Source organism: Azohydromonas lata (genome assembly GCF_034427735.1).
Lineage (GTDB): Bacteria > Pseudomonadota > Gammaproteobacteria > Burkholderiales > Burkholderiaceae_C > Azohydromonas > Azohydromonas lata.
In genome coordinates this window covers 1-12,581 of sequence record NZ_JAXOJX010000071.1, presented here as the reverse complement: position 1 = coordinate 12,581, position 12,581 = coordinate 1, and the positions used below count along the sequence as shown (strand labels likewise).

Sequence of the window (12,581 nt, the reverse complement as noted above, 5' to 3'; positions counted from 1 at the left end):
CATCCCGCGCTGAGCATTCAGCAATCTGAAATTGCATCCCGTGCTCATCGCTGCACCGTGCTGGGCCGCCGTGCCGCACGCTGGCAGGGCGAGGGCACCTTGGCGGTGCCGTGGAACAAGGCGAAGGCATTCACGGGAGCGTGTGCATGAACAACATGGTCCATCCCGAAGGCAACGAGCTGGCCCGGCTGCGTGGCCTGCTGCAGCACACCGAGGCGCAGCAGGCGCGGCAGCAGGCGCGGCTGGCGCAGCAGCTCCATGGCGACCTGGGTGCGCTGCTGGTGGCCGTAAAGCTGGAGCTGGGCTGGGTGGAGCGCCGCTTGGGCGAGCAGCCCGACCTGGGGGCCAAGTGCGCCAGCTTGGGCGGGCTGCTGGACGCCGCCGTGGACAACCTCAACCGCCTGGCCACCTCGCTGCGCCCGCGGCTGCTGGAGTGGCCGGGGCTGTGGTCGGCGCTGGAGTGGCTGGCACAGGACTTCGCGCAGCGCGAGAACCTGCACGCCGACGTGCGCATGCATGTGCAGGCCGGCGTGGCGCTGCCCGCGTCGGCGCAGGACTGGGCCGATGCCGTCTACCGCAGCGCCGAGGAGCTGCTCACCAACGTCGCACGCCATGCCCAGGCCCGCACCCTGCGCGTGCGCCTGTACGTGGAGGAGCCGCCCGAGGGCGTGATGCTGCTGGAGGTGGGCGACGACGGCGTGGGTTTCGAGCCTGCCGCGCTGGAGCACGGCTGGGGCCTGCTGGCCCTGCGCGAGCGCGTGGCCCATTGGGGCGGCCGCCTGACGCTGGCCAGCGCGCCGGGCGGCGGCACCACGGTGCGATTGAAGCTGCCTTTGCCGCGGGGAGAGGACGCATGAACGACCGCACCGTCCTGGGTCCCAGCCACGAGCCGCTGCCCGGCAGCGTGCCGCACATGCGCGTGCTGCTGTGCGACGGCCATCCGCTGGTGCGCCGCGCGCTGCGCCAGATGCTGGAGGAAGTGGGGATCGTCCTGGCCGGCGAGGCCGGCAGCGGCGCCGAAGTGCTGCTCAAGGTGCGCCAGGCCAGCGCCTGCCAGCCCTACGACGTGGTGCTCATGGACATCGAGATGCCCTACCGCGACGGGCTGGACCTGCTGCGGCTGCTGCGCAACGAATGCCCGCACCTGCCCGTGCTCATGCTCTCGGCCTTCCAGGACAAGCAGTACGCCGTGCGCAGCCTCAAGCTGGGTGCGGCGGGCTGCCTGAGCAAGAGCGCCGACGGGCACCAGTTCCTGCAGGCCCTCTCCACCGTCATGAAGGGCGGGCTGCACATTCCGCCGGACGTGGGCGCGCAGCTCGACGGCGCGCTGGAGCGCCGCGGCCGCGCCCCGCTGCGCGAGCGGCTGTCGCCGCGCGAGCTCGACGTCTTCAAGCTCCTGACCTCCGGCCGCAGCGTGACCGAGATCGCCGCGCAGCTCGACCTGCCCCCGCAGGACGTGGCCGAATGCCGCGCCCAACTGCTGGAGCTCACCGGCATGCGCAACGAGGTGGAGCTCACGCTGTACGCGGTGCGGGAGGCGATGGTTTGAATCCGGGTCACCCCTCCAGCCGCACATCCCTGCACGCCCGCCACAGCGTCAGGTCGTAGGCGATCTTCAAGCCCCCGCACAGCAGCAGCGGCCAGGCCGTGAGCCCGGCGGCCAGCAGCGCCGCGCTCAGGGCGGGGCTCAGCGCCGCGGCCAGGCTGCGCGGCACGGCCGTGAAGCTGGCCGCCGCCGTGCGCTCCGGCGGCGTCACGGCCGCCATCACGTAGGCGCCGCGCGCGGGCACGTCCATTTGCGACAGCGCCGCGCGCACCAGCAGCAGCGCCAGCGCGCTCCACAGGCCCGGCGCCAGCGCCGCCAGCACCAGGCACACGTTGGCCGGCAGGTGCGTGAACACCATGGTGTTGAGCAGGCCGATGCGCGCGGCCAGCCGCGGCGCCGCCAGTTGCGAGGCCGCGCTCAACAGCCCCGTGGCGAAGAAGAACACCCCCGCCTGCGCCGGCTGCAGGTTGAAGCGCTGCAGCAGCCACAGGCTCAGCAGCGAGTTCACCAGCAGCCCGCCCGCGAACGAGTCCACGCTGAACAGCAGCGCCAGCCGCACCACCAGCGGCCGCGACGGGCCCAGCGCGCCGCGGCCTTCGCCGGCACTTGCCGCCGCCGCGTCGCCCGCGGGCTGCGCCTCCTGTGCCCGCGGCAACCGTCCATACAGCCCCCACAGCACCAGGCCCAGCAGCCCGTACAGGCCGAACATCAGCCGCAGCGCCGCCAGCGGCTCCAGCCCAACGCGCGCGAGCCACTGCGGCAGCCCCGCGCCCAACGCGCCCACGGCGGCGCAGGCGGCGGCCAGCACGCTGTAGCGGGCGAACAGCGCCGTGCGCGCCGGCCCGCGCGCGGCTTGCGCCAGCCGTGCGTGCTCCAGCGGCAGGAACACGCTCACGTCCCCCGAGCTGGGATTGAGCGTGCCCACGAAAGCCACGAGCAGCAGCGCAACAAAACCGTCCAGCAGCGCGAAGCCCGCGCCCGTGGCCGCCATCAGCAGCGCCGCGCCGCGCAGCAGGCTGCGCGGGCTGAAGCGGTGTCCCCACGCGCCCACGGCCAGCGTCGCCAGCGCCGAACCCAGCAGCGTGGCCGTGCTGATCAGGCCCACCGACAGGGCGTCGAAACCCAGCGCCAGCAGCCAGGCCGGCAGCAACACCGCCATGGCGCCATCGGCCAGCGCCCGCAGCGCGCGCGCCAGCAGCAGCGTGCGCGCCCAAGGGCTGGCGCCGGCGGGCAGCAGCGTTGGGCGCGGCATGGAGGACGGGGCAGGAGGCGGCATGGGGCAACGCGGCAAAAGGTGGTGAGGACGGCGGCGCAGCCCTGTGCCGCGGCTCGCGCACCGGGGCCGGCTCCTTGCGCCGCGCGCCGTGCCGGCCTCAGGCCGGCTGCTGCGAACGCGCGTGCGCCAGCGCGTCGTCCAATGCCGCGAGCAGGTCGGCCGGATCGACGGGCTTGGTGAGGTAGCGGAAATAGCCGCGCGCCAGCCCCTGCTCCACGGCGTCGGGCATGGCGTCGGCCGTGAGCGCGATGACGGGGATGTGCGCCGTGGCCGGGTCGGCGTGCAGCAGCGCCTGCGCCTCGTGTCCGCTCATGCCGGGCATGTGGTTGTCCATCAGGATGGCTTGCGGCTTGTGCGCGCGCGCCAGCGCCACGCCGGACTCGCCGTCGCGCGCCGTCAGCAGCCGCAGCCCCGGGCGCGAGGACAGGATGGCCTCCACCAGTTGCAAATTGGTCGGGTTGTCCTCCACGCACAGCACCGTGGCGACCTGGGCGCCGACGCTCACCGGGCCCGTGGCCGCCAGGGCCGGCGCGTCCGGCACCGCCTGCGGCGCGGCCAGCGGCAGCTCCACCCAGAACTCGCTGCCCTGGCCCGGCACGCTGTCCACGCCGATGTTGCCGCCCATGAGCTCCACCAGCCGCCGCGTCACCACCAGCCCGATGCCCGTGCCCTCCTGCGGGCCGCCTTCCTGGCCCAGCCGGTTGAAGGGCTGGAACAACTGGCTCAACTGCTCGGGGCGCAGCCCCGCACCGGTGTCGCGCACGGTGATGCGCAGCATGGCCTCGGTGCGGCGGCAGCTCACGGCCACCAGGCCGTCGTCGCGGTTGTACTTGACGGCGTTGGACAGCAGGTTGAGCAGCACCTGCTTGAGCCGCGTGCGGTCGGCCATCACCGCCTCGGACGCGCCGGCCGGGAAGTCCAGCGTGATGCCGCGGCGCGAGGCCAGCGGCTCCACCATGGTGCGGCACTCGACCAGCACCTCGCCGGCCAGCACCGGCTCCAGCGACAGCGACACGCGCCCGGCCTCGATCTGCGCAAGGTTCAGGATCTCGTTGATCAGCGTGAGCAGGTGCCGCCCCGCGCCCACGATGTGCTCGGTGAAGAGCTTGAGCCGCTGCGGCGGCGCGCCCGTGTCGGCCGACAGCAGCTGGCCGAAGCCGATGATGGCGTTGAGCGGCGTGCGCAGCTCGTGGCTCATGCTGGAGAGGAACTCGCTCTTGGCGCGGTTGGCGCGCTGCGCCGCTTCGCTGGCCGCGGCCAGCTCCTGGTTGGAGGCCTCCAGTTGCGCCGTGCGCTCCTGCACGCGCTGCTCCAGCTCCTGGTTCAGCCGCATCACCTCCTGCTGCGCCTGACGCCGCTCTTCCACCTCGCGCGCCTTGTCGCGGTTGGAGTCCTCCAGCGCGCGGGTGCGCATCTCGATCTCGGCCAGCATCTCGTTGAAGGCCTGGGCCAGCGCGCCGGTCTCGTCGTCGCTGAGCTGGCGCGCGCGGCGCGAATAGTTGCGCTGGCGCACCACGTCCTGCGCCACGGAGGCGATCTCCAGCACCGGCCCCGTGACCAGCCGCTGCAGCCACGACGACAGCACCAGCGCCACCAGCATGGCCACCAGCGCCACCACCACCGCGATGCCGGCGTAGTTGAGCAGCCGGTCGTGCAGCTCGTAGCGCGCGCGGACGAACACCGTGCCCACGCGGCGCCCGTTCTCACGCACGGGCTTGAACACCAGCAGCTCGCCGCCGTCCACGCGCTCGCCGTCGGCCTCGGGCCTGTCGGGCACGCGCGGCGGCGCGTTGTCCGCGCCGTAGCTGGCGAAGAGCTGGCCTTGCGCCGTGTACAGGGCTGCGGCGCGCACCTTGGGCTGCAGCCGCAGCAGCGCCAGGTTCTCGGTGGCCACGCGCTCGTCGTCGAAGCTCAGCGCCGCGGTGCTGGCGCTGCCCACCAGCTCGGCCTGCGCCGTCACGTCGTCCACCCAGCCCTGGTGGTAGGCACGCAGGTCGTAGCCGATCATCGCGCCCAACGCCACGACCACCGCCACCAGCGTGGTCAGCAGCATCACGGCCAGCAGCTTGCGCCGCAGAGTGGGTCGCCAGGACAGCATCGCCTCAGCTCCTGAGCACGCGGCGCGCCACGGCCAGCAGCCGCGCGCTGATCTTGAGCTGGCTGGCCTCCGCCGGCGCCAAGGCGATGTCGAAACGAACTTTGTTCTCCACGATCACGAAATTGATCATCCCGCCCAACGCCAGCCCCTGATCCGACTCGGTCACGATCAGCAGCGGGCGGCCGCGCAACAGCAGCAGGGTATCGGCGAGCTGGCCGTTGCGCGATTGGTCCATGAACAGCAGGTGTGCGCCCAGGCCGGCGTCAAGCCGTTCCACCCGGCGCACCTGCACGGGGTGGCCATCCACCGTGGCCGTGGCCGCGGCGCGCTCCACCTCTTCGGCCACGATGTCCTGCGCGGCCACGGCGATGACGAAAGGGCTTTCGCGGGTGTCGAAGGCCAGGGCCGGCCACTCCACGTAGCCGCCGAACTTCACCAGGAAGGCCGCCTTGACCTGGTACTCCGCCGCCGAGGCGGGCTGCGCAGCGGCCCGCGGCGAGGTCAGCGCCTGGCAGGACAGCGCCGCGGCCATCATCAGCGGCAGGCCAAGCCGGCGCAGGGCGCGCCGCCGCGTGCCCTGGCCCTGCGGAGCGTGGCACCCCGGGCCACGGTACTGCGCCATCTCCTAAGGGGCCTCGTGCCGCAGCACCAGTTGCAGGAACGCGCTGCGACCGATCTCGGTGCGCGTGGCGGCGGGGCCGAACTCGCCGTGGCCCGCGTCCAGCAGGTTTTGCAGCGTCAGCGACCACTCCACGTTGGCGCTGGGCCGCCAGCCCAGGCGCAGGTCCAGCGCGGTGTAGGCGGGCACGGCCGGCAGCTCCAGCCGCGAGACGCCGCGCAGCGTCACGTCCAGCTCGGTGCGCCGCGGCAGGTCCAGTTGGGAGCGCAGCATCCACTGCCACGACGGGTTGGCGCCCTCGGTCAGGCCGAGCTGGTTGCTCAGGTCCGCGTAGCCCGGCGACACGCGCAGGTGCTGCTCCATGCGGCTGGCGCCCGCGTGCAGCCGCCAGTTGGGCTGCGCCTGCCAGCTGCCCCAGGCTTCCAGGCCCTGCACGCGGCCCTTCAGGCCGTTGACCAGCTGGGCGCTGGCCGGCCCCGTGATCTCGGCCGAGCGCAGCCCCTCGTAGTCGGCGCGGTAGAGCGTGGCCGAGGCGCTGGTGTCGGTCCAGGGCTGGCCGCGCCAGCCCAGCTCCAGCACCCTGGCCACCTCGCCGCGGAAGCCGCTGCTGCCCGTGACGGTGGGAACGCCCGTGGGCGCGGCGGGCGAGGGCGGCACGCCGGGGTTGAGCAGGTCGCGGTCCAGCCGTGTTGGGCTGCGCACCGTGCGCGAGGCCGCCGCCCACAGCAGTTGCGTCGGCGCCGCCTGCCAGGCCAGCCGCGCGCTGGGCAGGTATTCCATGCCCGTGTAGGCGTTGTGCTCGGCGCGCGCGCCCAACGTGAGCTTCAGGTCGTCGCGCAGCGTGACCTCGTCCTGGCCGAAGAGGCTGTAGCTCATCTGGCGCAGCAGCGGCGGCAGCATCTGCAGCGTTGGGCCGCTGAAGCGGTCGGTGTCCCGGCGCACCTGCATGCCCCACACCACGGCGTGGCGGCTCGTGGGGGCCAGCGCGTGCTGCAACTGCAAGTCCGCCGTGTCCAGCCGGTCGTGGTAGCCCAGGCGGCGCTCGGTGCGGTCCAGGTAGCCCTGCACGGACAAGGAGCCGCCGCCGCCCAGGCGGTGGTCCCAGCGCGCGAGCACGTGGCCGCCGCTGTAGGTGGTCTGGCCCACCTCCAGCGGCCGCCCGGGCACCTCCACCGCGCCGGGAATGGGCGGCTCGCGCCGGCCGCGGTAGAGCTGTGCCTGCGCCATGAGGCTGTCGCCCCCGGCCAGCGACCAGTCGGTGCGCGCGCCCGCCTGCTCCACGTGCGCGCGGTCGCCCGCGGATTCGCCCAGCAGCGTGCGCGTGCGCTGCTCCGTGATGTGGCGTGCCCACAGCCGCAGCGGCCGCTGCCCGGCGCCGTCGTTCTTGCCCTCGCCCCCGCTGCCGCCCAGATCCAGGCCCTGGCGCACGGACACCATGCGCTCGCGGTTGCCCGTGCCCGCGGACAGCTCCGAGCCCGGCGTCTGCGACGCGGGCCGCGTGATGACGTTGATGACGCCGTTGACCGCGTTGACGCCCCACAGCGTGCCGGCCGGGCCGCTGATGACCTCGATGCGCTCCACGTCCTGCAGCGGCAGTTGCTGCGCGTCCCAGAACACGCCGCCGAAGAGCGGCGTGTACACCGAGCGCCCGTCGATGAGGACCAGCAGCTTGTTGGCCAGGTTGCCGTTGAAGCCGCGGCTGGTGACGGCGTGGAAGGACGAGCTGATGCGCGCCACTTGCAGGTTGGGCGCCAGGCGCAACGCCTCCGGCAGCGAGGTGGCGCCGCTGCGGCGTATGTCTTCGGCCGTGATCACGAACACCGAGGCCGGCGCCTCCGACAGCCGCTCGGCCCGCTTGGACACCGAGGTGATCTCGATGTTGCCCAGCTCCTCCAGGCTCAGCTCCGACAGCCGCGGCGCTCCCGGCTGGGGCTCGGCCGCCCAAGCGACCGATACGGCCAGCGCCAGAGCGGCGCAGCACCCACCACTGCGTTGACTTGGACCCACCATGAGCTTCCCCGGCTGCCGTGTCGCGCTGTGCCGTCCGGCCGACGGTTCGCGCCCACCGGCGGGTGCATGGCCCGCCCTCCAGGGATCATACGTTTGAGCCCGCGCAAGGCGGCCGCCGCGTCGCCGTGTTGCAACGAATTGTTTGCCCGCGGCGAGCACTGGCGGCCAGGGCAGTCGAGGCATGAAGCGTGCGCCCTCAGCTTTGCGGGCCGCGTGGCCACAGCACCCACAGCCGCAGCGGCTGCTTCATGCGTCCGGCCTGCTGTTCGGCCTGCTCGCCCCAGCCCCAGAAGAAGTCGGCGCGCACGGCGCCGACGATGGCGCTGCCCGTGTCCTGCGCCACCACCAGGCGCTGCAGCGCCTGCGTGCTCAGCGGCTCGGTGCTGGAGAGCCACACGGGCGTGCCGTAGGGGATGCTTTGTGGATCGACGGCGATGGAGCGCCCGGGCGTGAGCGCCACGCCCTGCGCGCCGCGCGGGCCGGCCTGCGGGTCCGGCAGCGGCTCCTCGCGGAAGAACACCACGCGCGGGTTGCTCCACAGCAGCTCCTGCACGCGCCTGGGGTTGGCGCGGGCCCAGGCCTTGATGCCGGGCCAGGACGCCTGCTCGGCGCGGATCTCGCCCTGCTCTATGAGCCAGCGGCCGACGGACTTGTAGGGCTGGTCGTTGTGGCCGGCGAAGGCCAGGCGCACGGTGCGCTGGCGGCCGTCGGCCTCGGTGATGCGCAGCCGCCCCGAGCCCTGGATCTGCAGCACCAGCGCGTCCAGCGGGTCGGCCACGTAGGCGATCTCGCGCCCGCGCAGCGCCGCGGCGGCTGCGGGCAGGCTGTCGAGCTGCTGGCGCGTCCAGTAGGGCTTGCGCGTGCCCAGGTCCGCGGGCGGGCGGTGCAGCGGCACGGCAAAGCCGCCGCGGGGCATGCGGCTGGCCTCGATCAGCGGCTCGTAGTAGCCCGTGACCAGCCCCTCGGTGGCGCCCTCGGGGCTTTCCACGCGGTAGGGCTGCAGCCGCGCCTGCAGCCACGCGCGCGCTGCGCTCTCGTCGGCCGGGGGCGTGAGCAGCACTTCGGCGCACAGGGCCGACCAGCCTTGAGGCGGTCGTTCGCAACTGCGGTAGAGCGCGCTCCAGGCCTCCAGCACGCGGTCGCTTTCCCAGCCGGGAAGCTCGGACCAGTCCACGGGCTGCCAGCGCGAGCGCGGGCGCAGCAGCGCCGCGCCGGGGGCGGAAGGGGCCAGCACGTCCGAAGGCGTGCCGGCCGGAGGCACGGCCGAGGGGGCGGGGCGAGGCGGATTCAGCGGCACGCCGGCGCAGCCGGCCAGCAGTGCCGCCAGCGCGGCGGCCGATGCGGCCCAGGCCGCGCCGCGGCGGCGCACAGAAGCGAGCGGTAAAGACATGGGCGCGATTGTGGCCGTGCGCGGCGCGCCTGGGCCAGTCGGCGGTGACCCCAGCGCATCCGGCCCCTGCCTGCGCCCCCGCAGCCGCAAGCCGCGGCCGTCAGCGCAGGGCGTGCTGCATGTGCTCCAGCAGCGCGCGGCCCTCGGGGCGCAGGTAATGCAGGATCTCGTGGCGCTGCGTGCGGTAGGGGCCGCGCCGGCCGTGGTGCTCCACGATCTCGCCCACCAGCGTGTAGTTCAGCCCGCAGCTGTGCAGCAGCCGCGACAGCCGCGGCTCCACCATCACGAAGCTCTGGTGGCTGCCGTGGTTGATGATCATGGCCGTGGCCGCCAGGAACAGCCCCATGGCGATGAGCGGGTAGTGGCGGTCGTTGGTGTCCGCCACGGAGTTGCCGCCGCCCTCGGGGCTGTCGTACTCGCCGCGGCGGCGGCGGAAGTCCTGGTGCACGGCCAGGCGCGAGACCTCGGTGGCGTCTTGCCGCCAGGCCGGGTCCAGGTAGTCCGGCTGCAGCCGCTCGCCGCAGGCGTGCTCGAAGGGAAAGCGCCAGTCCGGCGGGCCCGGGTGCTTGATCAGCCGCACGCAGCCCGCGGCGCGGCCGCTGGCGCGGTGGCGCACCAGCGCGAACTCGGAATGCGCGTCGTGCTCGTCGCTTTCCACCCCGCTGGGCGACACCGGCTCGTAAGCCAGCTCCTCGCAATACACCGCGTGGCGCAGTTGCAGAACTTCCAGCCGGGAGGCCTCGGTGCGGGCCGGCAGGATGTCGAAGTGCGTGGTGAATCTGTCTATGAGCGTGACGTTTTCCATGGGCTCGTTCCGGCGTAATGCAAAGTGCCGGCCCATTGGTTATCGGACGCCGACGCCTTAACTGTATCGACGTATATCAATGACGCTGCTCATGCTCGAAGCTCTTGGCGCGCTGGCGCTGCTCGTGTTCATCGTCTGGTGGACCATGTTCAGCGGCCGCCGCCGCGGCGAGCGGCGCGAGGACGAGGAGGATTGAGGCGCCCCCAAGCGCCTCAAAAAAGCGCCCCAGGCGCCTTCAGCGCCCCGGCACCAGCAGGCTCAGCGGCTGGCGCAGCAGCCGCCGCCGGATGGCCGCGGCCAGGTGCGCGCGCTCCTTGAGGTGCAGCCCGCGCGCGCGCAGCGCCAGGCGCAAGGCCAGGTAGAAGCTCACGCCCACGTTGAGCAGCCCGGTGGCGACGATGCCCGCCACGCACCACCAGAAGGCCGGCTCGGCCAGGATGGCCACGCCCATTGACCCGGCCGCCGCGGCGAGCTGCCCGGTGGAGAGGGTGACGTGGCGCACGTCCAGCGGCAGCGCGAAAAAGCCCGCCAGCGCCGGCGTGAGGCCCAGCATCAGCCCAAGCGAGACGTTGGCCGCCAGCCCCGAGACGTTGGCGCGCGCCCACGCCGCCCAACGTGCTGCCCGCGCGGCACCCAGCCGCGCGACGATGCGCGGGTTCCAGGCGATGGCGCTGTCCAGCCGGTTGAAGACGAACCAGTTCTCCACCCAGCCCGCGATCACCGAGCTGCCGAACAGCAGCACGCCGGTGAAGGCCGCGTACAGCGGCGTGGGCCCCAGCAGCGTGAGCCTGTGCAGCACGTGGCCGGCCTTGCCGGCGTCCACCAGTGGCTCGTCCATCACTCCCCAGGCCAGCGCCTGCACGGCCAGCACCACGGGCGCCACCAGCGTGAGGTTGCCCAGGATGCCGGCGGCCTGCGAGCGGATGAGGTGCACCACCTCGTCCACGAAGGCCTCCTCGTCGCGGTGGCTGCCGCGCAGCCGCGCGGCCATGGCCGGCGCCGTCATGGCCGGCTGCTTGGTGGCCACGGTCCAGTGCAGCAGCATGATCAGCACGAAGCTGGCGGCGTAGTTGAAGCCGGCCAGCAGCCCGCTCCAGAAGGCCGTGAGGCCCAGCCCCGTGATGGCGAATTTCATGAAGGTGGTGAGCGCCATCACCAGCCCGCCGCCGGCCGCGCGCCGGTACATGTCCAGGTACTCGGTGCGGGTGCGGGCGATGTAGTGCTCGCCGGTCTCGGCGCTGCGCTCGGTCATCTTGCGCGCGAGCTGCCCGTACTGCGCCTTGAGCAGCGAGCGCACGCCCTCGCGCTCGGTGAGGCCCTGGACGAGCTGCAGCGTGAGCAGTTGCAGCTCGCGCGCGGGCGCGGGGCTGAGCAGGCAGTCCAGCAGCCGCTCGATGCGCAGCGTGCGCTCGCGCAGCTGCTGCACGCCGTAGACGATGTCCACCGAGACGCCGAACTCCTCCAGGTGCTCCTCGATGCTGTCGGCCGCGCGGCGGCAGGCGTCCAGCAGCGCGCGCAGGTAGTGCGCCTCGTGCAGCAGCGCGGCGGTGTCGCCGGCGTGCTCGGCGTCGCGCAGCCGCTCGCTGGCGCGGGTGAGCTGCCGGAAGGGCTCCTCCACCAGCAGCGCCGGGCTCATGCGCCGGCGCAGCAGCGGCGACAGCCCCGCGCCGTGCACGGCGCTCACCAGCAGCGTGACGGCGTCGGCCATGGTGTCGCGCCAGCGCGGCACGGACAGCGGCGTGGCCGCGGGATCGGCGGCCGCCGCCTCGACGTGTGCCTGCACCGCCCGGCCGGCCTCGCCTTCCAGCGCTTGCCCTTCGCCGCGCGGGGCCAGCAGCGCGGCCAGGCGCTGCAGCGTGGGCTCATCGATGGCGGCGATCCACTCGGCGTCGCTGCTGTCGAACAGCAGCGGGAACAGCTCGGCGAGGTCGGTGGTGTCGGGCGTGCTGGGCAGCACGCGCTCGCGCAGGCGGCGCACCAGCTCGCCGGCCAGGTGCACGCGCTGCGGGAAGGCGAACTCGGCGAACAGCGCCGCGGCGTCGATCTCGGACCAGAAGCGCTGCACCAGCGCCTGCAGGGCCTGGCGGTGCGGCGGGTGCTGGTCCAGCACGTTGAGCAGGTGGCGCAGCCGCAGCAGCGGCGCGGGGGTGGCGCCCTCGGCGGGGCGGCGGGGCGGGTCGTGGCGCAGCCATTCCAGCAGCCGCGCCAGCCACAGGTGGCGTTCGGCCAGCGGGGCGCGTGCGTCGGCGGCGTTGAGCAGCGCGGTGAGGTCCCAGGCCGAGGTGGACTGGGCGGCACCCATGCGGCTCAGCAAACGCGGCGGCGGCGCGGGGCCGCGGGCATTGCCTTCGAGGCCGCCATCAATGCAGCGCGCCCGGGTGGGCGAGCATGAACTCGGCCACCTCGGCCTCGAAGGGGCGGGCCTCCTCGGTCATGCAGTAGAAGGTGCCGCGCATGGTGCCCTGGGGCGTGGCGAGGCTGGTCCAGCTCGTGTACTCGAAGGACTCGCCGGGCTTGAGCACGGGCTGGTGGCCGACCACGGCCAGGCCGCGGACTTCCTCCTCGTGCCCGGTGGCATCGGTGATGAGCCAGCACCGCGCCACGAGCTGTGCCGTGACGTCGCCGCTGTTGGTGATGGTGATGGTGTAGGCCCAGGCGTGCTGGCCGCCTTGGGACTGCTCCGGCAGGAACTGCACCTTGACACTGCAGTTGAATTCGGGTTTGGCCATGGCGGCGATTCTAGGGACCGCCGCCATGGCCCCCCATCACCGTCAGGGCTTGGGCGCGGCGGCCTCGGCCCTGGGCGTGTCCGGCGCGGCGGCGCTGCGCCCGGCCGC

10 protein-coding genes are annotated in these 12,581 nt (G+C 73.3%); 2 read left to right on the top strand and 8 right to left on the bottom strand.

The window, feature by feature from the left end; genetic code table 11:
- The first annotated feature begins 146 nt into the window (after window positions 1–146).
- Both SM757_RS28335 and SM757_RS28330 read left to right on the top strand, forming a co-directional pair.
- Window positions 147–857 (top strand): sensor histidine kinase, encoded by a 711-nt coding sequence (locus SM757_RS28335; RefSeq protein ID WP_066334452.1) that lies wholly within the window; start codon window positions 147–149, stop codon window positions 855–857.
- A complete protein-coding gene (locus SM757_RS28330; protein WP_238455727.1) occupies window positions 854–1,549 on the top strand; it encodes a response regulator in 696 nt (231 codons plus the stop codon). The genes SM757_RS28335 and SM757_RS28330 overlap by 4 nt, the downstream gene beginning before the upstream one ends.
- Window positions 1,550–1,556: 7 nt before the next feature.
- Here SM757_RS28330 and SM757_RS28325 read toward each other — a convergent pair whose 3' ends face one another.
- From SM757_RS28325 to apaG, 8 genes are all read right to left on the bottom strand, one after another.
- The gene (locus tag SM757_RS28325) at window positions 1,557–2,822 is read right to left on the bottom strand and encodes an MFS transporter (RefSeq protein ID WP_322467923.1); all 1,266 of its coding nucleotides are present in this window, start codon (window positions 2,820–2,822) and stop codon (window positions 1,557–1,559) included.
- A 97-nt stretch (window positions 2,823–2,919) separates the two neighbouring features.
- Window positions 2,920–4,920 carry a hybrid sensor histidine kinase/response regulator gene (locus SM757_RS28320; protein WP_322467922.1) on the bottom strand — a complete coding sequence of 667 codons (2,001 nt, stop codon included), beginning with the start codon at window positions 4,918–4,920 and terminating at the stop codon, window positions 2,920–2,922.
- A gap of 4 nt (window positions 4,921–4,924) precedes the next feature.
- Entirely contained in the window at window positions 4,925–5,542 is a 618-nt protein-coding gene (locus SM757_RS28315; RefSeq protein ID WP_066334457.1) for a YfiR family protein, read from the bottom strand.
- Between the two features lie 3 nt (window positions 5,543–5,545).
- On the bottom strand, window positions 5,546–7,549 hold the full coding sequence (locus tag SM757_RS28310; RefSeq protein ID WP_322467921.1) for a TonB-dependent receptor plug domain-containing protein: 2,004 nt from the start codon (window positions 7,547–7,549) through the stop codon (window positions 5,546–5,548).
- A 196-nt stretch (window positions 7,550–7,745) separates the two neighbouring features.
- A complete protein-coding gene (mltA, locus tag SM757_RS28305; protein ID WP_322467920.1) occupies window positions 7,746–8,939 on the bottom strand; it encodes a murein transglycosylase A in 1,194 nt (397 codons plus the stop codon).
- Between the two features lie 100 nt (window positions 8,940–9,039).
- A complete protein-coding gene (locus SM757_RS28300; RefSeq protein ID WP_066334465.1) occupies window positions 9,040–9,744 on the bottom strand; it encodes a PEP-CTERM/exosortase system-associated acyltransferase in 705 nt (234 codons plus the stop codon).
- 235 nt (window positions 9,745–9,979) lie between these two features.
- Window positions 9,980–12,046: a site-specific recombinase gene (locus SM757_RS28295; protein ID WP_322467919.1), complete on the bottom strand. Its 2,067-nt coding sequence runs from the start codon at window positions 12,044–12,046 to the stop codon at window positions 9,980–9,982.
- 58 nt (window positions 12,047–12,104) lie between these two features.
- Window positions 12,105–12,473: a Co2+/Mg2+ efflux protein ApaG gene (gene apaG, locus SM757_RS28290; protein WP_322467918.1), complete on the bottom strand. Its 369-nt coding sequence runs from the start codon at window positions 12,471–12,473 to the stop codon at window positions 12,105–12,107.
- Between the last annotated feature and the right edge of the window lie 108 nt (window positions 12,474–12,581).